Origin of the sequence: Chromobacterium phragmitis, assembly GCF_003325475.1 — a bacterium.
Classification (GTDB): Bacteria; Pseudomonadota; Gammaproteobacteria; order Burkholderiales; family Chromobacteriaceae; genus Chromobacterium; species Chromobacterium phragmitis.
This window is the reverse complement of sequence record NZ_CP029495.1, coordinates 3,713,619-3,739,785: the sequence shown is the minus strand read 5'-3', so window position 1 is coordinate 3,739,785 and position 26,167 is coordinate 3,713,619. Positions and strand designations below refer to the sequence as shown.

The 26,167-nt window shown below is 65.5% G+C and carries 21 protein-coding genes; 14 read left to right on the top strand and 7 right to left on the bottom strand.

What is annotated here, in order from left to right:
- The first annotated feature begins 187 nt into the window (after positions 1-187).
- Complete coding sequence (locus DK842_RS17630) at positions 188-1,234, top strand: GlxA family transcriptional regulator (protein WP_114062628.1); 1,047 nt, start codon at positions 188-190, stop codon at positions 1,232-1,234.
- Between the two features lie 27 nt (positions 1,235-1,261).
- Here the strand turns inward: DK842_RS17630 and DK842_RS17625 are convergent, their stop codons facing one another.
- A complete protein-coding gene (locus tag DK842_RS17625; protein WP_114062627.1) occupies positions 1,262-1,777 on the bottom strand; it encodes a hypothetical protein in 516 nt (171 codons plus the stop codon).
- Between the two features lie 461 nt (positions 1,778-2,238).
- On the opposite strand from DK842_RS17625, the gene DK842_RS17620 reads away from it, so the two are divergent.
- Positions 2,239-2,796, top strand: a complete 558-nt coding sequence (locus DK842_RS17620; protein WP_114062626.1) for an ATP phosphoribosyltransferase regulatory subunit — start codon at positions 2,239-2,241, stop codon at positions 2,794-2,796.
- Positions 2,797-2,841: 45 nt separating this feature from the next.
- Here the strand turns inward: DK842_RS17620 and tldD are convergent, their stop codons facing one another.
- From tldD to DK842_RS17605, 3 genes are read right to left on the bottom strand one after another with little or no spacing between them, the layout of a single operon-like run.
- Entirely contained in the window at positions 2,842-4,284 is a 1,443-nt protein-coding gene (gene tldD, locus DK842_RS17615; protein WP_114062625.1) for a metalloprotease TldD, read from the bottom strand.
- 10 nt (positions 4,285-4,294) lie between these two features.
- Positions 4,295-5,104, bottom strand: coding sequence for a carbon-nitrogen hydrolase family protein (locus DK842_RS17610; protein ID WP_114062624.1), 810 nt, complete (start codon positions 5,102-5,104; stop codon positions 4,295-4,297).
- Complete coding sequence (locus DK842_RS17605; protein WP_145964067.1) at positions 5,101-8,940, bottom strand: YhdP family protein; 3,840 nt, start codon at positions 8,938-8,940, stop codon at positions 5,101-5,103. The genes DK842_RS17610 and DK842_RS17605 overlap by 4 nt, the downstream gene beginning before the upstream one ends.
- Before the next feature lie 100 nt (positions 8,941-9,040).
- Here DK842_RS17605 and glnE point away from each other — a divergent pair, with 100 nt between their 5' ends.
- The 6 genes from glnE to DK842_RS17575 all read left to right on the top strand — a co-directional run bounded on the left by glnE (position 9,041) and on the right by DK842_RS17575 (position 15,535).
- The gene (glnE, locus tag DK842_RS17600) at positions 9,041-11,725 is read left to right on the top strand and encodes a bifunctional [glutamate--ammonia ligase]-adenylyl-L-tyrosine phosphorylase/[glutamate--ammonia-ligase] adenylyltransferase (protein WP_114062622.1); all 2,685 of its coding nucleotides are present in this window, start codon (positions 9,041-9,043) and stop codon (positions 11,723-11,725) included.
- 109 nt (positions 11,726-11,834) lie between these two features.
- Entirely contained in the window at positions 11,835-12,758 is a 924-nt protein-coding gene (locus tag DK842_RS17595) for a branched-chain amino acid transaminase (protein ID WP_114063788.1), read from the top strand.
- Between the two features lie 99 nt (positions 12,759-12,857).
- Positions 12,858-13,058, top strand: coding sequence for a zinc-finger domain-containing protein (locus DK842_RS17590; protein ID WP_114062621.1), 201 nt, complete (start codon positions 12,858-12,860; stop codon positions 13,056-13,058).
- A 121-nt stretch (positions 13,059-13,179) separates the two neighbouring features.
- Entirely contained in the window at positions 13,180-14,217 is a 1,038-nt protein-coding gene (gene waaF, locus DK842_RS17585; protein WP_114062620.1) for a lipopolysaccharide heptosyltransferase II, read from the top strand.
- 1 nt (position 14,218) lies between these two features.
- The gene (locus tag DK842_RS17580; RefSeq protein ID WP_114062619.1) at positions 14,219-14,809 is read left to right on the top strand and encodes a TetR/AcrR family transcriptional regulator; all 591 of its coding nucleotides are present in this window, start codon (positions 14,219-14,221) and stop codon (positions 14,807-14,809) included.
- Between the two features lie 72 nt (positions 14,810-14,881).
- Positions 14,882-15,535 carry a hypothetical protein gene (locus DK842_RS17575; protein ID WP_145964066.1) on the top strand — a complete coding sequence of 218 codons (654 nt, stop codon included), beginning with the start codon at positions 14,882-14,884 and terminating at the stop codon, positions 15,533-15,535.
- A 79-nt stretch (positions 15,536-15,614) separates the two neighbouring features.
- Here the strand turns inward: DK842_RS17575 and DK842_RS17570 are convergent, their stop codons facing one another.
- The 3 genes from DK842_RS17570 to DK842_RS17560 form a co-directional block, all read right to left on the bottom strand.
- Positions 15,615-17,576, bottom strand: coding sequence for a helicase-related protein (locus DK842_RS17570; RefSeq protein WP_114062617.1), 1,962 nt, complete (start codon positions 17,574-17,576; stop codon positions 15,615-15,617).
- Between the two features lie 168 nt (positions 17,577-17,744).
- Positions 17,745-18,929 (bottom strand): acetyl-CoA C-acyltransferase, encoded by a 1,185-nt coding sequence (locus DK842_RS17565; RefSeq protein WP_114062616.1) that lies wholly within the window; start codon positions 18,927-18,929, stop codon positions 17,745-17,747.
- On the bottom strand, positions 18,929-19,336 hold the full coding sequence (locus tag DK842_RS17560) for a MerR family transcriptional regulator (RefSeq protein ID WP_114062615.1): 408 nt from the start codon (positions 19,334-19,336) through the stop codon (positions 18,929-18,931). Before DK842_RS17560 ends, DK842_RS17565 begins: the two co-directional genes overlap by 1 nt.
- A 135-nt stretch (positions 19,337-19,471) precedes the next feature.
- Here DK842_RS17560 and DK842_RS17555 point away from each other — a divergent pair, with 135 nt between their 5' ends.
- The 6 genes from DK842_RS17555 to mmsB all read left to right on the top strand — a co-directional run bounded on the left by DK842_RS17555 (position 19,472) and on the right by mmsB (position 26,024).
- Positions 19,472-20,320, top strand: a complete 849-nt coding sequence (locus DK842_RS17555; protein ID WP_114062614.1) for a 3-hydroxybutyryl-CoA dehydrogenase — start codon at positions 19,472-19,474, stop codon at positions 20,318-20,320.
- 37 nt (positions 20,321-20,357) lie between these two features.
- On the top strand, positions 20,358-21,860 hold the full coding sequence (locus DK842_RS17550) for a CoA-acylating methylmalonate-semialdehyde dehydrogenase (RefSeq protein WP_114062613.1): 1,503 nt from the start codon (positions 20,358-20,360) through the stop codon (positions 21,858-21,860).
- Positions 21,861-21,928: 68 nt separating this feature from the next.
- Positions 21,929-23,089, top strand: a complete 1,161-nt coding sequence (locus DK842_RS17545; protein WP_114062612.1) for an acyl-CoA dehydrogenase family protein — start codon at positions 21,929-21,931, stop codon at positions 23,087-23,089.
- A gap of 82 nt (positions 23,090-23,171) precedes the next feature.
- On the top strand, positions 23,172-23,954 hold the full coding sequence (locus DK842_RS17540) for an enoyl-CoA hydratase (RefSeq protein ID WP_114062611.1): 783 nt from the start codon (positions 23,172-23,174) through the stop codon (positions 23,952-23,954).
- A 35-nt stretch (positions 23,955-23,989) separates the two neighbouring features.
- Complete coding sequence (locus DK842_RS17535) at positions 23,990-25,105, top strand: enoyl-CoA hydratase/isomerase family protein (RefSeq protein ID WP_114062610.1); 1,116 nt, start codon at positions 23,990-23,992, stop codon at positions 25,103-25,105.
- A 28-nt stretch (positions 25,106-25,133) separates the two neighbouring features.
- Positions 25,134-26,024, top strand: a complete 891-nt coding sequence (mmsB, locus tag DK842_RS17530) for a 3-hydroxyisobutyrate dehydrogenase (protein ID WP_114062609.1) — start codon at positions 25,134-25,136, stop codon at positions 26,022-26,024.
- Positions 26,025-26,167 lie beyond the last annotated feature (143 nt).

The window sequence follows — 26,167 nt, the reverse complement described above, 5'->3', positions numbered from 1 at the left end:
ACGAAAATGAGGGAGAATCGCCAATCGCCGAGCTGATATCGCCAGGCATGCGATCAGTCGGACTTGACAAATATCAAGACGCCCAAAAGGCATATGGCATAGCAAGGCAAAAATGACATGCGTTTGAACTTGATTTTACGCGCTGGTTTCGCCAAGGTTAAAGCGGATATCGCCAAGGCTGACCGATATGAACGCCTGCATAGACCTGCTTTACCTGCCGAGCTGCCTAGCCGGGACACTGTTTTCAGCCGTTGATGTGCTGCATGCGGCCAACAAACTGTGGCATCTGCGCCACCCTCGCAGCAAAACACCGCCGTTCAGCTGGCGGCTGTTGAACGAAGACGGACAGGAACTGCCCTTGCCGATCTGGCTGCCCCCCTCGCCAGAGCGGCCTCCCGATGCGCTTTTCGCGCTGCTGGTGCCGGGTCTGGACATGGACAGCGTGCCGCAGCTCAAGCAATTGCTGGATCAATCAGACAAGGCCCTGCGGCTGATCGCGCGACGGCACGCCTCCGGCGACGTCATCGCCACCAATTACAACGGCGCCGCGTTGTTGGCTCGGGCCGGGATTCTGAACGGCCGCAATGCCACCATCACCTGGATGATCGCCGGCTGGTTCTCCAGCAGCCATCCGCAGGTGCATCTGCTGATGGACCGGCCAGTCACCCATGATCAGCTCATTTTCTGCAGCGGCGCGCCCGCTTCCGCCACCGAACTGCTGCTGGAGCTAGTCCGCCATTTTGCCGGAGACGAATTGGCGCAGCGCTGTACCAATGGCCTGTTGTACCTGCCGGCGCGATTCGAACAATCAGCGCAGACGCTGCCGGCGCTGAGCACGCCTACCCGCGACAGCGTGGTGTTCAAGGCGCGACGCTGGCTGGAACAGCATGTCGCCGCCCCCTACAGCCTGAATCAGGTAGCCGCCGCCTCCGCCGTCAGCAGCCGCACCCTGCTGCGCCATTTCCGCGAAGTGGCGGACATGACGCCGCTGGACTACCTGCACCAGTTGCGGGTGGAGCGCGCCAAGCTGTTGCTGGAGGTCACCACGCTGGATCTGGCCGGCATCATGGAACAATGCGGTTACGATGATCCTAGCGCCTTCCGCCGCCTGTTCCGCCGCCAGACCGGCCTGACGCCCACCGCCTACCGTCGAACCTTCGCGCTGCGGGCATCGCGCCAGCGCTGGCGCGCCCATGACGCGATTCCGCAAGCAGAAGCAGGCTCTGGCGCCTGACAGGCGCCAGACGCTTCCAGCGGGGGATCAAGGCGTCACGTGCATATATGGCGTGGTCGCCAACGTGGCCGAGATCGCACAGCCGCCGGCCAACGGCGCGGCGGACAGCTCGATGGTGGTTTCGCTGCCGCTATCGGCGATCCGCCCGTTCACAAGGCTGGGGCCGCACTGCCCACCCAAGATGGGTGTATTGACATTGACCATCACTTGGTCGATCACCAGTTGATTGACCGCGGTCACCCTTCCCACCCACGGGGCGGTGGCAGTGGCGCTGGCCTTGATCATGCGGCAGACCGGGATGCCCTTGAATGCGGCGCTGGTGATCAGGACATGGCCCGCGCCGTCCACGGTGCCGCTGAACACCGCGGTGCAATCGACGTCTATGCCTGACTTGCTGACCACGGCCGGCCCCACCGCCGAGAATGGAATGGCCGCCCCGCCAGCGCCCGGCGGCGTAATGGTAGCCGCTCCCGCGGCCGAAGACATGCCCAATGCCAACGCGCACGCGCTAGCTGCCAGAATCATGTTGTGCATCTTGTTCATCGCGTAATCTCGTCTTGTTTAGTTGAAACGCGCCCTGCTGCTGCAGGCCGCCGCGACAAAGTAAAATGCCAAAAGCATCAACACCCTTGATCAGGATCAGCTAGCCAATATCCCCCTGCTCCAGCCTGGCTCTAAGCAGAGGAGCGGCGCGCGGCTTGACATCCGGGCTAGACAAACGGCATGCTGAAGACATGAAACTCTTCCAACTCCGCCACCATCACCATCACGGCCAGCCCAGAGGCGCCGGCGTGACGTGCGCGGATTTGGAATACGGCGGCTAGCCGCGTTCCAGCCAGCCACCACCCCAGACAGGCGCCGCAAGGCGCCTTTTTCTTTGCCGCGCGCTCCGCGCGAATTCTGAAAGGCAAGCATCATGACCATGATCCGAGGCACCCGCATCGTCCAAGGCCGCGAGGCCGCCCTCCAACGCCGGCTGGAAAACCGCTTCCGGAGCTGGCTTCATTGACGCTGGCGCGGAAGAGGCCATCCTGCCCGCCCTATGGAGCCAGGATACTTTCGTCGCCAAGGCCGGCGGCAGCGAAATATTGGAGCAAATGTGGGCTTTCCCCGACCGCAAGGGCCGCGCCTGCTGCCTGATACCGGAAGCCACCGCGCTGCTCCAGGAAAGAAGCCGGGAGTTTTTGAACGGCAGGCGCGAGGCGGGATTCTTCTACATCGCGCGCTGTTACCGCTACGAGCGGCCGCAAGCCGGCCGCTATCGGGAATTCACCCAACTTGGTTTTGAAAGCCTGGGGCCGGATCCAAGCGCGGCGTTTGAGCGCAGCCTGACGCTGTGCCGCGGCTTTCTGGACAACCTGGGCCTGCGTTACGAGCTGGATGGCGCGGCCAAGCGCGGCCTCAGCTACTATCTGGGTGGAGCAGGCTTTGAAATGCGCGTGCCGGAATTGGGCGCGCAGAAACAGGTAGTCGGCGGCGGCGCCTACCAGGAAGGCGCCGGCTTCGGCATCGGACTGGAAAGGCTGGCGCTGGCGCTGGAAGCGCAAGGCATACAACCTTGACGGCATGAAAAAGGCCGGGCCCATGCCCGGCCTTAAAAAGGATGATCAGCCGCCGGTGCCGCCCACGGTCAGGCCGCCGTCTATGCGCAGCGTGGGCTGGCCCACGCCCACCGGCACGCTCTGCCCCTCCTTGCCGCATACGCCCACGCCCTGGTCAAGCGCCAGGTCATTGCCCATCATGGACACGTAGTTCAACACCTCGGGGCCGCTGCCTATCAGCGTGGCTCCCTTGACCGGGTAGGTCAGCTTGCCGTTCTCGATGCGCCAGGCCTCCGACGCCGAGAACACGAACTTGCCGCTGGTGATGTCCACCTGGCCGCCGCCGAAATTCACCGCGTACAGGCCATCCTTGACCGAGGCGATGATTTCCTGCGGATCGCGCTGCCCCGCCAACATATAGGTATTCGTCATGCGAGGCATCGGGATGCTGGCATAGGACTCGCGGCGGCCGTTGCCCGTGGGCGCCACCTGCATCAAGCGCGAATTCATCGCGTCCTGCATATAGCCCTTGAGGATGCCGTCTTCGATCAGCACCGTTCTCTGGGTGGCGTTGCCCTCGTCGTCTATCGCCAGCGCGCCGCGTCGGCCGCCCATCACGCCGTCATCCACCACGGTCACCCCCGGCGCGGCCACTCGCTGCCCCAGTTTGCCGGAAAACGCCGAAGTGCCCTTGCGGTTGAAGTCGCCTTCCAGCCCGTGGCCGATTGCCTCGTGCAGCAGCACGCCAGGCCAGCCCGGACCCAGCACCACGGTCATCTGACCCGCCGGCGCCGGGCGGGAGTCCAGGTTCACCAGCGCCTGCTTGACCGCCTCCCGCACGTAGCGCTCCACCACCGCGTCATCGAAATAAGCCAGATCAAATCGGCCGCCGCCTCCGGCCGCGCCCTGCTCGCGCCGGCCGTTCTGCTCGGCGATCACCGACACCGACATCCGCACCAGCGGCCGCACATCGGCTGCCCGCACGCCATCATGGCGTGCCACATAGACCACGTCGTACTCCATGGCGAGCCCGGCCATCACCTGGATCACGCGCGGGTCGATCGCCTTGGCCAGCTTCTCCACTTTTTCCAGCAGCGCCACCTTGGCGGCAGCCTCCAGGCTGTGACAGGGGTCGATGGACGGGTACAAAGACTGCGGCTTGCACTTCTCCACCGCGCCGGCGCTGCCGTCGCCGCCGGCGTTGCCGATGGCGCGCACCGCCTCGGCCGCGCGGGTCAGCGCGTCCTGATTGATGGCGTCGGAATAGGCGAAGGCGGTCTTGTCGCCGGCGACGGCGCGCACGCCCACGCCCTGGTCGATGCTGAAGCTGCCGGATTTGACGATGCCCTCCTCCAGGTGCCAGCCCTCGTTGCGCGTGTACTGGAAGTAGAGATCGGCGTAATCGATGGCGTGATGGCGCATATGGGACAAGGTGCGCTCCAGCGCGGCCTCGTCCAGGCCGTAGGGTTTGAGCAGCAGCTCGTCAGCTGTGGTGAAGGCGTCTTGCATGGTGGCTCTTTCAGCGTATGACCCGGTGCGCCAGCGCCGGCAGGCGGTCGCGCACCGAGTGCGTCAATTCGGGGTCGATCTCGGCGGTGATCACGCCCTCGCCGCCGGGCAGTTCGGCGAGGATGCGCCCCCAGGGATCGATGATCATCGAGTGGCCATGGGTCTGGCGGCCGTTTTCATGCCTGCCGCCCTGAGCGGAGGCGATCAGGTAACACTGATTTTCTATCGCCCGGGCTCGCAGCAACGGCTCCCAGTGCGCTTCGCCTGTGGTGGCGGTGAACGCCGCCGGCAGGATCAACAGATCGAACGGAGCCAGCATCCTGAACAACTCGGGGAAACGCAGGTCGTAGCAGATGCCGAAAGCGATGTCGGCCAGCGGCGTGTCCGCCTTGGTCGGCGTCACGCCCGCCTGGATGGTGTTGGATTCGCAATAGCTTTCTCCCTGCCCGGTAAAGCCAAACAGGTGGATCTTGTCATAGCGCGCCGCCACTTCTCCCTGCGGATTGTAGAGCAGGCTGCTGTTGAGCACCTTGCCTGGCTCCTCGCACGCCAGCGGCACGGTGCCGCCCAGCAGCCAAAGCCCATGGCGTCGCGCCATCCCAGCCAGCGCCTGCTGGATGGGGCCGTCGCCGTAGGCCTCGCGCACGGCGACCTTGTCGGTTTCCTTCGCCCCCATCAGGCAAAAGTACTCGGGCAGCACGGCCAGGCTCGCGCCCCGCGCCGAGGCTTCAGCCAATAGCTGGTCAGCCTTGGCCAGATTGGCCTCCACGCCGCAACCTGACACCATTTGCACCGATGCGGCAATGAACTTCTGCTTCATGGTTTTCTCCCCTTGATCCTGACCGGATCGCCGACATTCACCCGCTTCACCTGCGGGTCCTTCAACGATCCGCTCACTTCGTATTCCAGCGACAATATCTTGCCCACGGGATCCTGCAGCACCTTCTGCGCCGCGAGCGTGGCGATGCCCACCACGGGATTGAGCAGCGCGGCGCCGGCGGCCAGCGCCACGCTTTCCGCCACATGGGGCACCACTTTCACTTTCAGCGCCTGGGTTTCCTTGGCCAGATCCACGCTGCCGGCGATGTTGACTTCGGCCGACGGACTCTTCATTTCCACCTTGTCCGACCTGAATACGCCGTCATTCACGCTGGCCTTGCCTTGCAGGGTATCAAAGGCGAAGCCGTCGCTGAAGACGTCGGTGAAATCCAGACGAATGCGCCGCGGCAAAGACTGCAGGCTGAGCGCGCCCAACAGCCGCGCCGCGCCCGGGTCCACCTTGGCGAAGCGGCCGCTCTTGAAATCCAGCTCCATCTGGCCTGACAAATGGGCCGCGTCCAGATCGCTCAATCCGCCGGGCCAGCTCAGTTGGCCGGACAAGCGCCCCTGGCCGTTGCGGAACACATCCCCCTGGCCGAAACGAGCCATCAGCTTGCCCGCATTGCTCACATCCAACGTGAAATGGCTATCCACCTGCCCCTCGCCCTTCTCGTCCACCAGCATGCTGCCGGCAAGCGTGCCCTCCGGCGCGACCAGTTTCAACGGGTCCATCCGCCAGACGCTGCCGTCGCGGCGCGCCATCATGTCCAGCTGGCCGATGCTGCGGTTCCGCAACAACAACTCGCCGATATGCACTTTCATCGCCGGCAGTTGCTGTTTCAAAGCGGACGGCGTCGAACTCCCCTCCGCCCGCAGCGGCCAATTCAAGGCCAACCTGCTCAGGTTGGCATGCAGCTGGCCGGCGCCTTCCGCCAAATAATCCAATTCCCCCGCGGCCTCGCGCGAGCGCAATTGCGCGCCCCACTGCCCGCCCGAGCCGCGGTTCGCCATCTTGGCGCTTACCTGATGCAGCGTGAAGCCGGCGGCCGACAGTTCCGGCGTGTCGATGTCTATCAGCAGCGGCATTCCGCTTTGCGGCTGCGCCATGCCTCCATTTAACCGAGCGCTCCATGGCAGCCACTCATCCAGATCGATGCGCGGCAACTGCAGCCTCAACGCCAGGCCATTCGCCGGCAATTCCCCCGCGCGGCGGCCTATGCCCAACGCGCCGGCCTGCAACTCCCCGTCCGGTCCCAGCCGCAACTGCCCGGCCATCTGTTCGGCCAGCTGAAACTCCAGCCGCATCGCGCCGGGGAAGCGCGCCGGCGCGGGCTTCAATTGCAGCTGCAGCGGCATCGAATCGTCCGCGGCCTTGCCGAAAGGCTTGGGCGCATCCAGCGACAATCCCTTCAGGCTGGACGTCAACGCCAAACTCTCCAGACCGTCGCGCACCGCGAACTGCCCTTCGAAACGGGCATGCCCTCCGGCCAGCGCCGCCAGCGGCGGCAGGTATTGCCGCAAGACGGCCTTGCCGTCCGCCTCCCCGGCCACCTCGAATCGCATGCGCTTGTCGGCCCCGGTGCGCGCGGCCAGACGGAAAGGCCCGCCGAAAGCTTTCAACTGCAATCCCTTGCTGTCCACTCCGCGCTCGGTGAAAGTCAGGCGCCCCTGCACCGCGTTCAGTTCGGGCAACGGCAAGCCGCCCAATTTCAGCTGGTTGCCATGAAAATCCAGATCGCCGCGCACCTTCACATTCTCATTGCCGGACAGCGGCACCTCCAGCTTCAACTGCAAGGCAGCCGCCCCGGTGGCGCGCGCGCGGCCGGTGAAGCCGCCCAGCCAACCGTCCACCGGGCTCTTGGCCGTGTAGGCCAGCATGCGATCCAGCCTGTCGTCCACCCGGCCGTCTATCTTCAGCCAGGGCACGTCGGCCCCCAGCTCGTCTATGCCTACCGACACGTCGCGCAAGGGCACGCCCGCGGTGCTCGCCTTTTGCGCCAGCACCTGCATGCCCTCATTGCGGAAGCGAAGCTTGGCGTCGATGTCGTCTATCGTCGGCCAGCCGGGCTGGAACAGCAGCCTGGCCTTCTCGATGTCGGCCTCCACCAGGAATTCGCCGCCTTTGCCGCCGGCGAAGGGAAACTGATCCAGATCGCCGGCCAGCTTCATTTTCACATTGCGGGCGATGCCATCCTGCAAACCCTGCCTCAGCCAGCCGGCGGTGTGCTCGCCGACATGACGCGGCAGGTAAGCCGCCACTCTCGCCGCCTTCAGCTGCGCCACCGAAGCGCTCAGGTCCACGCTGCCGGACCCGCTTCCGGCATGGCGATAGCCGCCATGCAATTCGCCGCTCAAGTCCGCGTTGGCGAAGGCCACTTTATGAAAATCGATGCCCAGTTTTCCATCCCGTTGCGACCACTCCACATCGGCGGACAGACGGTCGAAAGGCAGAGCCTGGGCGAATACCGCCGGATAATTGACTTCAGCCTTGCCGGTATCCAGCGCCAGCCGGCCACCGGCTTCGCTGAACTCGATGCGCCCGGACACCCCGGACACGCCGGGCAGGTCGCCGAACGGTTGCCATCCCAACGCTTCGAAACGGCTTTTCGCCTTGAAGCTGGTCGGCGCTTCGACAGGCCCCTGCCAGGCCACCGTCACCTCGTGCAGCGCGCCGCTGGGGGAGAAGCGCGCGAACAGGGGATTGGCGTCCACGCCCAGCGCATGGATGAAAGGCGTGAGATGGCCCACGTTGACATTGTCCAGCGTCAACTCTCCGCCGCCCTTGGCGCCCGGCCGCCACTGCCCCTTGATCGACGACTTGTCGAAAGCGAGCCCGGTGGCGCTGGCCAGAGTCAGGTCGCTGGCCGCTATTTTGTAACTGCCGTTGAATTGCCGGTCCAGTTGCAGCTTGCCTTGCAACTGCGGCAGCGCCAGCTCGCGTGAACTGGGCGGCGTGTAGGCGGCGTCGCGGACGCTGACATCGGCTTGCAGGCTGCTGACGCTGCCGTCCGAGAACGATATCTCCAGCGTGCCGTCGCCCTCTCCTCTATGCAGCACGCCCAGCTCCCGCATATAGCGCGACCAAATGTCCGCCCGGGCGCCGTTGAGCGCCACCTTGACCGAGCCCGACCACTGCTGCCAGCCGTTGATGTCATCGCCGCGCCAGTTCGCGCCCAACTGGAAGCCCTTGCCCAACGAGGCCGCCGGCACGCCGGACAATTGCAAGCGGTGGCCCAGCAGCTGTCGCTCCAGCGTCAATTGCCCGCGCTGCAGATCCAGCCTGGGCAGGCCCAGCCTCTCGTCCTGCCAGCTCAGCCTGGCGTTCAGGATTTCCAGGGAGGGCTGCCGCAGCAGCCAATTGCCCAGCGCGTTGTCGCCGGAAGGCGCGCTGGTGAGATCGAAGCCATTCAGATAGATGATTCCGGCCGCGCTGCGGCGCAGCTCAACGGACGGTCCGTCCACCCGCACCGCCAGGCGCGGCTCCCAGGCCCATAGCGAGGTCCACGAAGGCTGCACCGTGACCCGGCTGAGCGTCAGCGCCTGGCCGGATACCGGATTGGCGATGGAGACGCCGGACAGCTCGAATTGGGGGGCCACATCCAGCCAACGTCCGCTGAGACGGCCGATGCTGACCCGGTGTCCCAGCGCGCCGGACAGGCTCTGCTCCAGCCGGGGCCGATATTGATCGAGATTGGGCAGCAGCCAGAAGGTGAAGGCGGAAAACGCGGCGAACACCAGCGCGCTGGCCGTGAACAGCGATACGGCCATCACCAGCAGGCTGCGCTTGAGCACGCGCAGGACGTGGATATGGGACAACGGCGACGAGGGCTTTTTCAACAATGGCAAACCGTTACAATGGCGTTAGGAAAAACACGGCGCGAAACCGGCCGCAGCCGCCCCCGGCGCGGTATGCCGCGCCAAGCCGTCCGGAGCTATTATGCCAGCAAACCCGAGCGCTGCCATTGCCCGCAGTTGCGAGTTTTCCCAATATCTGTCGCGGCTCCTGGCCGCGCGGCCCGAAGAACGAGAACGGCTGGAGCGGCGCCTGGGCCAGCCGTTCACCCTTGAGGATATGCAGGCCTTCGCCGACTGGCCAGAACTGGCCGCGCCTGAGACGCTGGCCCCGGCGCTGCGCCGCCTGCGCCAGGCGGTGATGGCGCGGTTGATCTGCCGCGATCTGGAAGGGATGGCCGCGCTGGACGAGGTGGTGTCCACGGTCAGCCAGCTGGCGGAATTCGCCATCCGCCAATCCCTGGCCTGCGCCGCCGCCTCGCTGGCGCAGTACGGCCAGCCGATAGGCGAAGACAGCGGCGAGCCTCAGCAGTTGATCGTCATCGGCATGGGCAAGCTGGGCGGCGGCGAGCTCAACGCCAGCTCGGACATCGATCTGATCTTCATCTACCCGGAGGGCGGCGAAACCGACGGCGCGCGCAAAACCAGCAACCACGAGTACTTCACCCAGCTCGGCAAACGGCTGATCGCCCTGCTCAACGACGCCACCGCCGACGGCCAGGTATTCCGCGTCGACATGCGGCTGCGCCCTTACGGCGACTCCGGCCCGCTGGTGATGAGCTTCGCCGCGCTGGAAAACTACCTGCTCTCCCAAGGCCGGGAATGGGAGCGCTATGCCTGGATCAAGGCCAAGGCCCTCACCGGCGACGCCGACGGACTGGCTCAGCTGGTCCGCCCCTTCGTCTATCGCAAGTATCTGGACTACAACGCCTACGGCGCGATGCGCGAACTGCACGCGCAGATCCGCCGCGAAGTGGCCCGGCGCGACATGGCCGACAACATCAAGCTGGGACCCGGCGGCATCCGCGAGGCTGAGTTCATCGCCCAGGTGTTCCAGTTGATCCGCGGCGGCCGCGACCGCACGCTGCAGCTGCGCGGCACCCGCGCCACGCTGGACAGGCTGGCCGCGCTGCGGCTGCTGGAGCCGGCCGCCGTGGAAGAGCTGCAATCAGCCTACGCCTTCCTGCGCAATCTGGAGCACAGGCTGCAGTATCTGGACGATCAGCAAACCCAGACCCTGCCGGAAGCGCCGGACACGCGGCAGAAGATCGCCGCCAGCATGGGCTACCCGGACTGGCCGGCCTTCCTCGACGCCCTGGACGAGACGCGACGCAAGGTCAGCCGCCATTTCGAACAAGTGTTCATCCTGCCCAGCGAGGACAGCGCCAGCCACCCGTTGGCCGAACTCTGGCTGGATGTGGCCGAACAGAGTCCCGAAGCCAAGCTGGCCGAACTGGGCTACGCCGACCCGCAAGCCGTCTCGCGCCAGCTCACCAGCCTCGCCCAAAGCCAGCGCTATCTGCAGATGCCGCAGGCCGGCCGCAAGAAGCTGGACGCGCTGATGCCGGCCCTGATAGAAGTGGCCGCGCGCTTCTCCAATGCAGACGACACGCTGGCCCGTATCATCGTCCTGATGGAAACGATCAGCCGGCGCGCCTCCTACCTGGCGCTGCTCACCGAATACCCGCAGACGCTGCAGCGGCTGGCCTCGCTGTATTCGTCCAGCGCCTGGGTATCCGCCTATCTCAACCGCCACCCCATCCTGCTGGATGAATTGCTGGACGCGCGAGTGCTGTACGCCCCCCCAGACTGGCCCGCGCTCGCCTCCCAGCTGGAAGCGCAACTGGCCCAGGCCGACGGCGACGTCGAAGCCAAGATGGATGCCTTGCGCCACTTCCAGCACGCGCAAACCTTCCGCCTGGTGGCACAGGACCTGGCCGGCATGTGGACGCTGGAGGCGCTGTCCGACGAACTGTCGCGGCTGGCCGATCTTGTGCTGGCCGCCGCCGTCCGCCACGCCTGGCGGGATATTCCGTCCCGCCACTGCGAAACCCCGCGCTTCGCGGTGATAGGCTACGGCAAACTGGGCGGCAAGGAGCTGGGCTACGCGTCGGACCTCGACATCATCTTCCTTTACGATGACGAGCACCCGGACGCGCCAGAGCTGTACTCGCGACTGGCGCGCAAGCTGTCCACCTGGCTGACCAGCGCCACCGCTGCCGGCGTGCTGTACGACATCGACCTGCGGCTGCGGCCCAACGGCGCCAGCGGCCTCTTGGTCAGCTCCGTTTCCGCCTTCCGCCAATACCAGGAAAGCCAGGCCTGGGCATGGGAACACCAGGCGCTGACCCGCGCCCGCTTCGTCGCCGGCGATGCCGGCATCGGCGCGCAATTCGAGGCCGAACGCCACGCCATCCTCACGCTGGAACGCGATCCGGCCAAGCTGCGCGGCGAGGTGCTGGCGATGCGGCAGCGGATGCTGGACAGCCACCCCGCGCACGAGGGCGACGTGAAGAATGCCCGCGGCGGCATCATCGACATCGAGTTCATCGTTCAATATCTGATCTTGGCCCATGCCCATCGCTTGCCCGCCTTCACCGGCAACACCGGCAACATCGCGCTGCTGGCGGTGGCGGCCGAAGCCGGCCTGATAGACCGGCAGTTGGCCGAAGACGCCCGCGCAGCCTACCGGCATTACCGCCGCCTGCAACACGCGGCGCGGCTCAACGACAGGAAAACCGTGGACGTCGACCAGTCGCTGCTGAACGCCTACGCGCGAGGCCGCGAACTGTGGGGACAGGTTTTCGAGCAAGCGCTCGATTTTTCCTGAGCGCGGGTTCACAAAGCCGCGGGCCACGGTATACACTGGTCCATCAACACGGCGCGGGCGCCCCAGGCGACCCGCCGCCACACCAAGCACAACACAGGAGATGACCGAGATGTCGATGGCTGATCGCGACGGATATATCTGGTATGACGGCAAACTGGTGGACTGGCGCGACGCCACCACCCACGTGCTGACCCACACCCTGCACTACGGCATGGGCGTGTTCGAAGGCGTGCGCGCCTATGAAACCCCGAAAGGCCCGGCCATCTTCCGCCTGCAAGACCATACCGAACGCCTGTTCCGCTCCGCCAAGATCCTGGGCATGGCGCTGCCGTTCAGCCCGGAGCAGATCAATCAGGCCCATCTGGACGTGGTCAAAGCCAATGGCCTGAAATCCTGCTACTTCCGCCCAATGGCCTTTTACGGCTCCGGCAAGCTGGGCGTGGCGCCGATGAAGAACGATGTGCAGGTGATCGTGGCCGCCTGGCCGTGGGGCGCCTACCTGGGCGAGGAGGGCCTGGAAAAAGGCATCCGCGTGAAGACCAGCTCCTTCACCCGCCACCATGTCAACATCACCATGTGCAAGGCCAAGGCCAACGGCAACTACATGAACTCCATCCTGGCCAACAACGAAGCCACGGCGGACGGTTATGACGAAGCGCTGCTGCTGGACGTGGACGGCTTCGTCGCCGAAGGCTCCGGCGAAAACATCTTCATCGTCCGCAAGGGCAAGCTTTATACTCCGGACCTGACCAGCGCGCTGGAAGGCATCACCCGCGACACCGTGGTGCAGATCGCCCAGGAAATGGGCCTGCAACTGATCGAAAAGCGCATCACTCGCGACGAAGTCTACAGCGCCGACGAAGCCTTCTTCACCGGCACCGCCGCCGAAGTGACCCCGATCCGCGAGCTGGACCGCCGCCCGATCGGCGCCGGCAGCCGCGGCCCGATCACAGCCGAGATCCAGAAGCGCTACTTCAACATCGTCAAGGGCCTGGACGCCGAACACGAACACTGGCTCACATACGTGAAATAAAACGGGTAATATCCGCACTGCGCGCCAGCAGCGACCGGTTCCCGCCGGCCTGCTGGCACATGCATTTCGGACACCCGCTTGCCGCAACAAGGAATGACCATGGCAGAACAGAAAGAAAATACCGAACGCTATATCGAAGTCACCCAGCACGACCTGCCGCTGCACTGCCCGATGCCGGACATGAAGGCATGGAACTCGCATCCGCGCGTCTACCTGCCGGTGCACAAGACCGGCGAAGCCCTCTGTCCCTACTGCGGCACCAAGTACAAGCTGGTCGGCCCGGCCGGCCACCATCACTGAGACCGCCGCCGGCCTCGAGGGCAAAGGGTGTGGCCAGGGCCACACCTTTTTGCTTGCCGCCGCCAAACCCAAGCCGCGCTGAACCAGACAGGCGGCTTGGGTTTGGAACCGGAAATACCGCATGAAGAAGAAAATCCTGGTCATCGGCCCCTCCTGGGTCGGTGACAGCGTGATGGCCCAGCCGCTGTACCGTCGCCTGCACCAGCGCCACCCCGGACTGGAGCTGCATGTGTTCGCGCCGGCCTGGACCCTGCCGCTGCTGGCGCGGATGCCGGAAGTGGCCCAATCCCACCTCAACCCCTTCGGCCACGGCGCGCTGCGTCTGGTCGAACGCTGGAAGGTGGCCCGCCATCTGGCGCGCGAGCGCTTCGATCAGGTGATAGTGCTGCCCAACTCGCTGAAATCGGCGTTGATTCCGCTGTTCGCCGGCATCCCGCTGCGCACCGGCTTTCTCGGCGAATCGCGCTACGGCCTGCTCAACGACGCCCGCGAACTGGACGAGCAAGAACTGCCGATGATGGTGGAGCGCTTCTGCGCGCTGGCGGAAGACCGCGGCCAGCCCTTGCCGCGCCCTATTCCAAACCCGCAACTGAGCGCCACGCCGGCGGTGCAGCGCCAGGCGGCAGCCAAGCTGGGGCTGGACCTTTCCCGTCCCATCGTCGCTTTCTGTCCCGGCGCCGAATACGGCCCGGCCAAACGCTGGCCCGCCCGCCACTTCGCGGCGCTGGCCCAGCGCTTCCGGAACGCCGGCTACTCGGTATGGCTGTTCGGTTCGTCCAAAGATAAGCCGATAGGCGACGACATCGCCCGCCTGGCGGAAGGCGCGGCGGTCAATCTTTGCGGCGCCACTGGACTGGACGAGGCGATCGACCTGATGGGCTTGGCTAAGCTCGCGGTGTGCAACGACTCAGGCCTGATGCACGTCGCCGCCGCGTTGGACAAGCCGCTGGTGGCGCTGTATGGCTCCTCCAGCCCGGACTTTACGCCCCCGCTGTCGAAACGCGCCGAAATCGTATCGTTGAATCTGGACTGCAGCCCCTGTTTCGAGCGCAACTGCCCCTACGGCCATACCGACTGCCTGGAAAAAATGCAGCCGGACATGGCGTGGCAAGCCGCGCAACGCCTGCTTCCCACCCTCGTCCCCATCACACAGGACTGACATGAGCGCAGTGGAACCCACCCGCCCCCCAGAAGAAAACAGCCGGCGCATGGAGCTGATCCGCGCCGCCGCCTCGCTATTCCGCGACCAAGGCTACGAGCGCACCACGGTGCGCGACCTGGGCAACGCGGTAGGCATGCAGTCCGGCAGCCTGTTCTACCACTTCCGCACCAAAGAAGAGATCCTGGTCGCGGTGATGGCGTTGGGCATCGCCAGCACCACCGAGCAATTAGCCGCCGCCCTGGCGCAAGCCGCCGCCCCGCGCGACAAACTGGCCGCGCTGTTCCGCGTCCACCTGAACTCCCTGCTGGGCGACAATCAGGCAGCGCTGGAGGTGATGCTGTACGAGTGGCGCAGCGTATCGGCCGCCGCCAAACCCGCGCTGGTGGTGTTGCGGGACCGGTACGAAGCGCTGTGGCAACAGGTGTTGGACGATGCCGCGGCAGCCGGCATGATCAAGCAAGACACCCGCCTGCTGAGAAGAACGCTGCTCGGCAGCCTGCACTGGACCGTGCAATGGTATCGCCGAGACGGCGAGTTGGGCGTGGATGAGATGGCCGAGCGCATGTTGCAGTTGGTACTGTTCGAGTAGACAGGAATAAAACTTACCAAAAACAAAAAAATGTTCTAATATCAGCGATATAGGAACATTGGGACTATGGCCATGGCAAATATCGCGAGCGTTGGCTATACCGCCGCGCAACCGCTTTATGCCGGGCTAAACACCCGGCAGGTCCACTCATCTCTGGAAAACGGCCACTCCGCCACCCAGCAGGCCACCAGCGCGCCTCAGACCCAGGCCGCCGTCCGCCAAAACCCGGACGCCGCCCGCGTCGAACAGCAGCTGCAGCAGCAGTTGACCAACAACCAGGCGCAACAGGCCTCGCGGCAAAACGCGCAGCCGGCTGCCCCTACGCCGACGCCTGCCGCGCAAAACACCGCGGCTGCGCTGGCGACCGCTCCGCGGCCCGAGACAGCCGCGGCCGCCGCTCCCGCAGTCAACGGCAACCAGACGCCCGCTGAAGCCAACAACGCAGCCGCCGGCGCCGTCAACAACAGCGTCAGCGCCCAGGCCGCTCCCGCCGCGCAAAAGACAAGCCAAGCCGGAGCCAACGCCCTGCAGCAGCCGGCTCAAGCGCCCGCTCCCGCGCCGACTCCGGCCCAAACCGCAACCGCGCCCGCCAGGCAGGCCACACAGGGCGTCGAGCAGGCCCAGCGCCGCAACAGCAGCGGCCAGTTGGCGGTATCTCAATATCAGGCCAATCAGTCCTTGCTGCAGCCCAGCGTATCCAGCACCAATATCTCCACGACTGCCTGAGCGCTCCCAACAAAACAAAAGCCCCGCTCAGGCGGGCTTTTGTTTTCTACCAAGGGCCAAACGCCCGCCGCCTCCGGCATCAACGGCTGCGGCGGCGCTCCGATCCCGCTTTCGGCTTGCGCCGCGGCGGCGCGTCCCCGCGCTTGCCCTTGCGCTTCTGCGCATTTTGCACCTGCAACAGCGAGTCGATGCGCTCCGAAGTGCTCTGCATCAAGAGTTGCGCCATTTCGCCATCCGGGAAGGTTTCCGGCAGGCGATACCCTAACCAGGCATAGGCCGCGTACAGCTTGCAACTGTCTTCCAGGTACTGCAGTTCGTTGCGGCCGCCGGTGCCCATCATGCGCAACAGCGGCGCGGCCTTGCGGCGGGCATGCTGTTCGGCCCAATCATGCAGCGCGTTTTCCAGCATCGGAATCTTGGTGGATATCGGACACAGGCTGAAGGTATAACGGTCGGCCAGGCTCAAGGGCAGCGCATCCAGCCACGCGGCCTTTTCCATCTGATCGGACAGATTCGCCGGCAGGAAGAATTCGTCGTGCACATTGATGTGCTTGGCGAACAGGCCCAGCAAAGCCTTGAGCTTGGCCTCGCCGGTCGCCTGCGAGATGGCTTCCAGATACTTGAGGCTGGGCGCGACGAAGAAGCCGTTATTGGGCAACGGTTCGGCTTTTTGGCGCAGCAAAGCGCCTATGGTCTTGTGGGTGAGGCCGTCGAAACCAGCCACAAAGCCGGTTTCATGCTTGCCGAAGCGCCCGGCCCGGCCTGCGATCTGCTTGGCCAGCGGCGCGGCGATGATGCCCTCCGCGTAGCCATCCCATTTGCTGGCGGTAGTGAAGATGATGCGCCGCGCCGGGGTGTTCAGCCCCATGCCGATGGCGTCGGTGGCCACCACCACCTGGGTTTCGCCGGCGACGAAGCGCTCGGCCTGCGCCTGGCGCACTTCCGGCGACAGATTGCCGTAGATGGCCGACACGCTCAGCCCCTGCTCGATCACCTTGTCGCGCCAGTTCAGCACTTCGCGCCGCGAGAAGGCGATCAGCACGTCCCCCGGTTTCAGATTCTTCAGAGACAGCAGCGGCGCCTTGTCCATCTGCAGCGCAGTCTTGCGCTCCAGCGTGCGCACTTCCAGCGTGCCGCCCACGCGCGCCACCAGCGATTCTATCGCCTCCCGCGATTCCGGCGCGCCCACCAGATAGATGGTCTGCGCCGGCACGCCGCACACGGCGGCAGTCCAAGCCGCGCCGCGGTCCGGGTCGTCCAAGAGCTGGATTTCGTCGATCACCGCTACTTCCACCTGCCGCTCGGGATTCAGCATTTCCACCGTGCTGGCGACGTGGGTAGCGTCCGGATGCAGCTTGCGCTGCTCGCCGGTGATCAGGCTGACCGCCACGCCGGCCTCCTGCAGACGGGTGTAGTTCTCCAGCGCCAGCAAACGCAAGGGCGCGAGATAAACGCCGCTCTTGGCCTTTTGCAGGTGCTCCATCGCCGCGTGGGTCTTGCCGGAGTTGGTCGGCCCCAGCACCGCGATGAAGTGGCGCTGCATCGCGTAGGCGGTGGCGAAGGATTCCGGGTAGCGCGACAAGTTGACCGCGTCGCGGGTCTTGGCGGCGGCCTTGTCGGCGGTCTGCCGGCCGCGGGCGGCGGCCACCCGGTCCAGCGCGATGGTGCAGCGCACTTTGGCGCGCTCGTACTTGGCCATGAAGGCGCTGAGCGCGCGCAGCGGGTCGATGCCGTCCACCGCGAACACCTCGCGCGCGCAAGCCGCCAGCAAGGCCTCCAGCTTCAGGCGCGCGGCCTCGTTCCAGCGTTCCTTGACCAGCGCCAGCCTGTCTTCCGGCGACAGCTTGCGCCATTTGCCGCTCTTGCCGAGGAAGCCCTCGTCCGGCACCAGGTGGTAAGGAATGCGATGGCCATCCAGCTCCAGTTCGCCATGCACCGATACCGCATGGCTGCCCTCGGTGGTGACGATGGTGGCGTTATGCTCGGCCAGGTAATCGTCCAGCTGGATTTCGGGCGGCAATGCTTCAAGGCTATCGTTCATGGCGGCTTTCGTTGTGGCACTAAAGGCGGGCGATGATAAAGCAGCCGGCGGCGACGCGCCAGCATGGTGCGACTCTATCAAAATCCGCCATCGCCGACGACAAGGCAAGCCGCAAAACAATCGGGCCGCGAGAATGCCCGGCGGCCCGATTGCCAGCGAGGGAAGCGCTTAGATCAGCTCGACCGCCAGCGCGGTGGCTTCTCCGCCGCCGATGCACAGGCTGGCCACGCCGCGCTTGCCGCCGCGCTGCTTCAGCGCCGACAGCAGCGAGATCACGATGCGGGCGCCGGACGCGCCGATCGGGTGGCCCAGCGCGCAAGCGCCGCCGTGCACATTCACCTTGTCATGCGGCAGCTTCAGGTCGTGCATCGCCGCCATCGTCACCACCGCGAAGGCTTCGTTGATCTCGTACAGGTCCACCTCGCCGGCCTTCCAGCCGGTCTTGGCCAGCAGCTTCTCGATGGCGTGCACCGGGGCGGTGGTGAACCAGCCCGGCTCATGGGCGTAGCTGCTGTGGCCCACCACGCGGGCGATGGGCTTCAGGCCGCGCTTAGCCGCTTCGGCCGCCGTCATCAACACCAGCGCGGCGGCGCCGTCGGAAATGGAGCTGGAGTTGGCCGGCGTCACGGTGCCGTCCTTCTTGAACGCCGGCTTCAGCGTCGGAATCTTGTCCAGATTGGCCTTCAGCGGCTGCTCGTCGGTATCCACCACGGTAGCGCCGCCGCGGCCCGGCACCGTCACCGCCGCGATTTCATCCTTGAACAAGCCGCCCTGGATCGCCCGCTGCGCGCGGGTCAGCGAGGCGATGGCGAATTCGTCCTGGTCCTGGCGGCTGAAGCCGTACTTCTCGGCGCACTGCTCGGCAAACACGCCCATCAGCGTGCCCTTCTGGTACGCATCCTCCAGGCCGTCGAGGAACATGTGATCCTTGATCTCGCCGTGTCCCAGGCGCAGGCCGCCGCGCGCCTTCGTCATCAGGTAGGGCGCGTTGCTCATGCTCTCCATGCCGCCGGCCAGCAGCACATCGCCGTTGCCGGCCAGCAACTGGTCATGCGCCATCATGATGGCCTTCATGCCGGAGCCGCACATCTTGTTGATGGTGGTGCACGGCGTGGCCTGCGGCAAGCCGCCGCCCAGCGCCGCCTGGCGCGCCGGCGCCTGGCCTTGGCCAGCCGGCAGCACGCAACCCATGATCACCTCGTCCACGTCGCCGGCGGCCACGCCGGCGCGCTCCACCGCCGCGCGGATGGCTGCCGCGCCCAACTGGCTGGCGGTCAAGCCGGCCAACGCGCCCTGGAAGCCGCCCATGGCGGTGCGGGCCATGCCCACGATCACGATTTCCTGTTGCTGCATCACAGCTCCTTTGCTTGGTTGTGGCCGTTGGCGCGCTTGCCCAGCGATTTTTCGCACTGGCCGCGCAACTGGCCGATTTCGGTCAGCACCACCTTGATGTCCTCCATCTGCGCCAAGAGCTGCTGCTCCTTGCGCGCCAGGATGCGGATGAACTCCTGCAATTGCGGCGCGTCGTCGCGCGCCGCGTCGTACAACGCGAACAGCTCGCGTATCTCCTGCAGCGAGAGGCCGATGCGCTTGCCGCGCAGAATCAGCATCAGCCGCACGCGGTCGCGCCGGTTGTAGATGCGGCGCTGTCCCGCCCGCTCCGGCTCCAGCAGGCCCTGGTCCTCGTAGAAGCGGATGGCGCGGGTGGTGATGTCGAATTCCTGCGCGAGTTCTGTGATGTTGAAAACCTGTTCGCCCATGCGTTTGTCCCTCTCTATTTCCGGCGGCGGCCACGCGCGCCACAGTCGCCCGCTTTTATCGCATTGTCTGTTGACGTTGACGTAAACGTCAAGTTATCGTGATCGAAAGTAGAGCAAACAGTCCAGGAGAAACAAATGAGCCAGAAAATCGGCGTGGTGGGCGCCGGCACGATGGGCAACGGCATCGCCCAGGTTTTCGCGATGAGCGGCTTCGACGTGGTGCTAGCCGACGTCAACGACGCGGCGCTGGTCAAAGGCATGGCCAATATCAACATCAGCCTGCAGCGGATGGCCAAAAAAGAGCTGATCGCCGAGGCCAACATTCCCGGCATTGTCGCCCACATCCGCGCCACCACCCTGCTGGCCGATCTCGCCGCTTGCGACGTGGTGGTGGAAGCCGCCACCGAGAACGCCGAGGTCAAGGAAAAGATTTTCCGCGAGCTGGATGCCGCCGTCGGCGAAAAATGCGTGTTGGCCTCCAATACCTCGTCCATCTCCCTCACCCGCATCGCCAGCTGGGTCAGCCATCCAGAACGGGTGGTGGGCATGCACTTCATGAACCCGGTGCCGGTGATGCAGCTGGTGGAAATCATCCGCGCGCTGCAGACCGGCGACGAGGCCTACAACACGGTGTTCCATCTCTCCCAGGCCGTCGGCAAGACTCCGGTGACGGTGAAGGACGGCGCCGGCTTCGTCTCCAACCGCATCCTGATGCCGATGATCAACGAGGCCGCCTTCGCGCTGTTCGAAAACCTGGCCACCGCCGAAGACATCGACACGGTGATGAAGCTGGGCATGAACCACCCGATCGGCCCGCTGGCTCTGGCCGACCTGATCGGCCTGGACACCTGCCTGTCGATCATGGACATCCTGCATCGCGAATTCCGCGACAGTAAATACCGCGCCTGCCCGCTGCTGGTTCAATTGGTGCAGGCAGGACACCTGGGCCGCAAGAGCGGCAAGGGTTTCTACAGCTACAACTGAGCAGCGCCATCAGCCCAAAAATAGAGGAGGCAGTGCCATGAGCCAGTCGGTACCCAAGGTCAAGCTGTTGATAGGCGGCGAATTCGTCGATTCCCAAACCACGGAATGGCGCGACATCGTCAATCCGGCCACCCAGGAAGTGCTGGCGCGCGTGCCGCTGGCCACTGCCGACGAGGTCAACGCCGCCGTGGCCGCCGCCAAGGAAGCGTTCAAGACCTGGAAAAAAACGCCTATCGGCGCCCGCGCCCGCATCTTCCTGAAATACCAGCAGTTGATCCGCGAAAACATGAAGGAGCTGGCCGCCATCCTCACCGCCGAACAGGGCAAAACCCTGGCCGACGCCGAAGGCGACGTGTTCCGCGGCCTGGAAGTGGTGGAGCACGCGGCCAATATCGGCACGCTGCAGTTGGGCGAGTACGCGGAAAACGTGGCCGGCGGCGTGGATACCTACACCGTTCAACAGCCGCTGGGCGTGTGCGCCGGCATCACCCCCTTCAACTTCCCGGCCATGATTCCGCTGTGGATGTTCCCGATGGCCATCGCCACCGGCAACACCTTCGTGCTGAAGCCGTCCGAGCAAGACCCGATGGTGACGATGCGGCTGGTGGAGCTGGCCTTGCAGGCCGGCATCCCCAAAGGCGTGCTGAACGTGGTGCACGGCGCGGCCGACGTGGTCAACGCCATCTGCGACCATCCCGACATCAAGGCGGTGTCCTTCGTCGGCTCCACCAAGGTGGGCACCCATGTCTACCAGCGCGCCACCCTCAGCGGCAAGCGCGCCCAGTGCATGATGGGCGCCAAGAACCACGCCATCGTGCTGCCGGACGCCAATAAAGAGCAGGCGCTGAACCAACTGACCGGCGCGGCCTTCGGCGCGGCCGGCCAGCGCTGCATGGCCTTGACCGTGGCGGTGCTGGTGGGCGAGGCGCAAAGCTGGATTCCCGATCTGGCGGCCAAGGCCAAAGGCTTGAAAGTGGGCGCCGGCAAGGACAATCTGGACCTGGGCCCGCTGATCTCCCGCGCCGCGCGCGACCGGGTGGAAGGCCTGATCGCCAAGGGCGTGGAGCAAGGCGCCACGCTGGAGCTGGATGGCCGCGGCGCGACCGTCGCCGGCTTCGAGCACGGCAACTTCGTCGGCCCCACCATCTTCTCCGGCGTGAAGCCGGGCATGGCCATCTACGACCAGGAAGTGTTCGGCCCGGTGCTGTGCCTGGTGGCCGCCGACACGCTGGACGAAGCCATCGCCATCATCAACGCCAACCCCAACGGCAACGGCACCGCCATCTTCACCCAGAGCGGCGCGGCGGCGCGCAAGTTCCAGGAAGACATCGACGTCGGCCAGGTGGGCATCAACGTGCCGATCCCGGTGCCGGTGCCGCTGTTCAGCTTCACCGGCAGCCGCGCGTCCAAGCTGGGCGACTTGGGTCCCTACGGCAAGCAGGTGGTGGCCTTCTACACCCAGACCAAGACCGTCACCAGCCGCTGGTTCGACGACGAGGCGAGCATGGGCAAGGTCCACACCACCATCTCGCTGCGCTGATTGCCGCGCCGAGCGGATGCCCCGCCAGCGCGGCGATCCGCCAGACAAGCCCGCACAGGAGTACTGAAATGAATTTCGATCTGACCGAAGACCAGCTCGCCTTCCAGCAAAGCGCCCGCGATTTCGCAGAGAGCGCGCTGGCGCCGCGCGCGGCCGAATGGGACGCCGAGTCCATCTTCCCGCTGGACGTGATCCGCCAGAGCGGCGACATGGGCTTTCTGGGCCTGTACACGCCGGAAGCCTACGGCGGCCTGGGCCTGTCGCGGCTGGATTCCGCTATCGTGTTCGAGGAGCTGGCCGCCGGCTGCACCTCCACCGCCGCCTACCTGACCATCCACAATATGGTCAGCTGGATGATCGCCAGCTTCGGCGGCAAGCAGCTGGCCGAACAATGGGTGCCGAAAATGGTGAGCGGCGAAGTACTGGGCAGCTACTGTCTGACCGAGCCGGGCGCCGGCTCCGACGCCGCCTCGCTGAAGACCCGCGCCGAGAAAAAGGGCGAAGTCTACCTGCTGAACGGCGGCAAGATGTTCATCTCCGGCGCCGGCAGCACCCAGGTGCTGGTGGTGATGGCCCGCACCGGCGGCCCTGGCCCCAAGGGCATTTCCGCCTTCGTGGTGCCGGCCGACGCGCCCGGCGTCAGCTACGGCAAGAAGGAAAAGAAGATGGGCTGGAACAGCCAGCCCACCCGCGCCATCACCTTCGACAACGTCGAAATTCCGGTGGCCAACCGCCTGGGCGAGGAAGGCCAGGGCTTCGCCTTCGCCATGAAGGGCCTGGACGGCGGCCGCATCAACATCGCCACCTGCGCCGTCGGCACCGCCCAGGCCGCGCTGAACGCCGCGCAGCGCTATGTGCAGGAGCGCCAGCAGTTCGGCCATCCGCTCGCCGAGCTGCAAACCGTGCAGTTCCGCCTGGCCGACATGCTGACCGAGCTGGTGGCCGCCCGGCAGATGGTGCGCCTGGCCGCCTGGAAACTGGACAACGCCAGCCCCGACGCCACCGCCTATTGCGCGATGGCAAAGCGTCTGGCCACCGATCTGAGCTTCAATATCGCCAACAACGCGCTGCAGCTGTTCGGCGGCTACGGCTACCTGCAGGACTTCCCGCTGGAACGCCATGTGCGCGACCTGCGCGTGCACCAGATTCTGGAAGGCACCAACGAAGTGATGCGCCTGATAGTCGGCCGCAAGCTGCTGCAGGACGGCGCGCTGGAAACGCTGCGCTGAGCCAGCGCCGGCAGCATCCCTGAGGCGGCGTTGCGTCGGCTTGCCTCAGCCGCTTCGAAATAGAATTCATAAAGGCATTGATATGAACAGCTACGCCCACCTGAACGTGGAAAAACGCGGCCATACCGCCGTGGTGACCATAGACAATCCGCCGGCCAACACCTGGAACCGCGCCAGCCTGACCGCGCTGAAACAGCTGGTGGCCGACCTCAACGCCGACCGCGACATCTACGCGCTGGTCATCACCGGCCAAGGCGAGAAGTTCTTCTCCGCCGGCGCGGACCTAAACCTGTTCGCCGATGGCGACAAGAAGGTGGCCACCGAGATGACCATGCTGTTCGGCGAAGCCTTTGAGGCACTGTCAGCTTTTCGCGGCGTCAGCATCGCCGCCGTCAACGGCTACGCCATGGGCGGCGGCCTGGAATGCGCGCTGGCCTGCGACATCCGCATCGCCGAGGAACAGGCGCAGATGGCGCTGCCGGAAGCCGGCGTCGGCCTCTTGCCCTGCGCCGGCGGCACCCAGAACCTGCCTTGGCTGGTGGGCGAAGGCTGGGCCAAGCGCATGATTCTGTGCGGCGAGCGCATCAACGCCGCCACTGCCGAGCGCATCGGCCTGGTCGAGCAGGTGGTGGCCAAGGGCGAGGCGTTGGCAACCGCCATCCAGTTGGCCGAAGGCGTGGCCAAGCAGTCGCCGTCGTCGGTGGGCGTATGCAAACAGTTGGTGCAAGCCGCCCGCCTGCAGCCGCCGTCCTGGAACCTGATCAAGGAACGCGAGGCCTTCATCAAGCTGTTCGACACCCACGACCAGGGCGAAGGCACCCGCGCCTTCCTGGAAAAGCGCGCGCCGAACTGGAAGAACGCCTGACTCCCCAGCCCGCCAACACTGAACGAGGTCAAACCATGGATGACGTGGTGCTGTTTGACGAACTGACTACCGGCGACGGCCATCGCATCGCCATCGCCACCCTCAACGCCGAGAAATCGCTGAACGCGCTGACGCTGGACATGATCCGGCTCTTGGACGCGCGGCTCACCATCTGGGAGCGCGACGCTGGCATCGTCGCCGTGGTGCTGCGCGGCGCCGGCGAGCGCGCCTTTTGCGCCGGCGGCGACGTGCGCGGCCTGCGCGGCAAGCTGATAGACGAGCCCCACTACCCCAACCCGCACGCGGTCGCCTTCTTCGCCGAAGAATACACGCTCGACTACCGCATCCACCGCTATAAAAAACCGCTGATCGTCTGGGGCGGCGGCATCGTCATGGGCGGCGGCCTGGGCCTGATGGCGGGCGCCAGCCACCGCGTGGCCACGCCGGCCACCCGCATCGCCATGCCGGAAATCACCATCGGCCTGTATCCGGACGTCGGCGGCAGCTGGTTCCTGCAGCGGATGCCGGCCCACCTGGGCTTGTTCCTGGCGCTGACCGGCGCGCCCTTGAACGCGCACGATGCCTTGATCGCCAACCTAGCCGACCACGTGCTGGCCGCCGACGCCTACCCGGCGCTGCTGGACGCCTTGCAGGCGGCCAGTTGGGGCGAGGCCCACGCGCGCCCAGCCTTGGTCAGCGCCTTGCTCAATCAGTTGGAAGGCCAGCTGGGCGATGCGCTCCCGCAATCCAACGTCGAGCGCAACCTGTTGGCCGTGCACAGGCTGATGAACAAGGGCGACCTGGCCGCCGTCAGCGCCGCGCTGACGGAAACCGCGTTCGAAGACCCTTGGCTGGCCGACGCGGCTAAAAACTTCCGCCACGGCTGCCCCACCTCGGCGGCTGTCAGCTGGGAGATTCTGAACCGCTCCAAGCATATGTCGCTGGCCGAGGCGCTGCGCATGGAACTGGCGCTATCGGTGAACTTCTGCGCCCGCTCCGACTTCCCCGAAGGCGTGCGCGCGCTGCTGGTGGACAAGGACCGCAAGCCGCGCTGGAGCCGCCAGCTGCAGGACATAGACCAGGCCTGGGTGGACGGACATTTCGAATCGCCATGGCGCGACGGCGATCATCCCTTGGCCGCCCTGAAATAACAGCGACAAGCATACAGAGGAGAACAGCATGGAAAACATCGCCTTCATCGGCCTGGGCAATATGGGCGGTCCGATGGCCGTCAATCTGTTGAACAAGGGTTTCCAGGTCAGCGCGTTCGACCTGTCCGCCGATGCGCTGGCCAAACTCGCTTCCGCCGGCGGCCGCGCGGCCACAAACGCCGCCGATGCGGTCAAAGAGGCCAGCGTGGTGATTTCCATGCTGCCAGCCGGCAAGCATGTGGCCGGCCTGTATCTGGGCGACGAAGGCCTGTTCGCCAAGCTGGCCAGAGGCGCGCTGGTGATCGACTGCAGCACCATAGACGCCGGCACCGCGCGCAAAGTGGCGGAAGCGGCCCAAATGCAGGGCATCGCCATGCTGGACGCGCCGGTATCCGGCGGGACCGCCGGCGCGGCCGCCGGGACCCTCACCTTCATCGTCGGCGGCGCGGCGCAAGACCTGGCCCGCGCCCGCCCCATGCTGGAGGCGATGGGCAAGAACATTTTCCATGCCGGCGGCCCTGGCGCGGGGCAAACCGCCAAGATCTGCAACAACATGCTGCTGGGCATCCTGATGGCCGGCACCGCCGAGGCGCTGGCGCTGGGCGTGAAAAACGGCCTGGACCCGAAAGTGCTGTCCGAGATCATCAGCAAGAGTTCCGGCCGCAACTGGGCGACGGAACTGTACAACCCCTGGCCCGGCGTGATGGAAAACGCGCCGGCCAGCCGCGGCTACGCCGGCGGCTTCATGTCCGAATTGATGCTGAAAGACCTGGGCCTGGCCGAGGAAACCGCGATGCAAAGCCACGCCGCCAATCCGCTGGGCGCGCTGGCGCGCAATCTGTATGAAGAGCATGTGCAGCAAGGCAACGGCAAGCTGGACTTTTCCAGCATCGTCCGGCATTTTCACCATCTTGACTGATGCGCCATGCGGCGCGCCGCCGCCTTATGACATGTGATACATTGATTATCCGCGTCACCCAACGGGAGGACGGCATCGCCGCCTCCCGTTTCGCATCCATAGAACGCCCGCCTGCCCGCTGCCGGATGTCCGCGCGCCGGCTC

Excerpts from the sequence above, each read along its gene's own strand:
- DK842_RS17630 (WP_114062628.1), top strand. The coding sequence starts at position 188 with ATGAACGCCTGCATAGACCTGCTTTACCTGCCGAGCTGCCTAGCCGGG.
- DK842_RS17625 (WP_114062627.1), bottom strand. The coding sequence starts at position 1,777 with ATGAACAAGATGCACAACATGATTCTGGCAGCTAGCGCGTGCGCGTTG.
- tldD (WP_114062625.1), bottom strand. The coding sequence starts at position 4,284 with ATGCAAGACGCCTTCACCACAGCTGACGAGCTGCTGCTCAAACCCTAC.
- DK842_RS17610 (WP_114062624.1), bottom strand. The coding sequence starts at position 5,104 with ATGAAGCAGAAGTTCATTGCCGCATCGGTGCAAATGGTGTCAGGTTGC.
- glnE (WP_114062622.1), top strand. The coding sequence starts at position 9,041 with ATGCCAGCAAACCCGAGCGCTGCCATTGCCCGCAGTTGCGAGTTTTCC.
- DK842_RS17595 (WP_114063788.1), top strand. The coding sequence starts at position 11,835 with ATGTCGATGGCTGATCGCGACGGATATATCTGGTATGACGGCAAACTG.
- DK842_RS17590 (WP_114062621.1), top strand. The coding sequence starts at position 12,858 with ATGGCAGAACAGAAAGAAAATACCGAACGCTATATCGAAGTCACCCAG.
- waaF (WP_114062620.1), top strand. The coding sequence starts at position 13,180 with ATGAAGAAGAAAATCCTGGTCATCGGCCCCTCCTGGGTCGGTGACAGC.
- DK842_RS17580 (WP_114062619.1), top strand. The coding sequence starts at position 14,219 with ATGAGCGCAGTGGAACCCACCCGCCCCCCAGAAGAAAACAGCCGGCGC.
- DK842_RS17575 (WP_145964066.1), top strand. The coding sequence starts at position 14,882 with ATGGCAAATATCGCGAGCGTTGGCTATACCGCCGCGCAACCGCTTTAT.
- DK842_RS17570 (WP_114062617.1), bottom strand. The coding sequence starts at position 17,576 with ATGAACGATAGCCTTGAAGCATTGCCGCCCGAAATCCAGCTGGACGAT.
- DK842_RS17565 (WP_114062616.1), bottom strand. The coding sequence starts at position 18,929 with ATGCAGCAACAGGAAATCGTGATCGTGGGCATGGCCCGCACCGCCATG.
- DK842_RS17560 (WP_114062615.1), bottom strand. The coding sequence starts at position 19,336 with ATGGGCGAACAGGTTTTCAACATCACAGAACTCGCGCAGGAATTCGAC.
- DK842_RS17555 (WP_114062614.1), top strand. The coding sequence starts at position 19,472 with ATGAGCCAGAAAATCGGCGTGGTGGGCGCCGGCACGATGGGCAACGGC.
- DK842_RS17550 (WP_114062613.1), top strand. The coding sequence starts at position 20,358 with ATGAGCCAGTCGGTACCCAAGGTCAAGCTGTTGATAGGCGGCGAATTC.
- DK842_RS17545 (WP_114062612.1), top strand. The coding sequence starts at position 21,929 with ATGAATTTCGATCTGACCGAAGACCAGCTCGCCTTCCAGCAAAGCGCC.
- DK842_RS17540 (WP_114062611.1), top strand. The coding sequence starts at position 23,172 with ATGAACAGCTACGCCCACCTGAACGTGGAAAAACGCGGCCATACCGCC.
- DK842_RS17535 (WP_114062610.1), top strand. The coding sequence starts at position 23,990 with ATGGATGACGTGGTGCTGTTTGACGAACTGACTACCGGCGACGGCCAT.
- mmsB (WP_114062609.1), top strand. The coding sequence starts at position 25,134 with ATGGAAAACATCGCCTTCATCGGCCTGGGCAATATGGGCGGTCCGATG.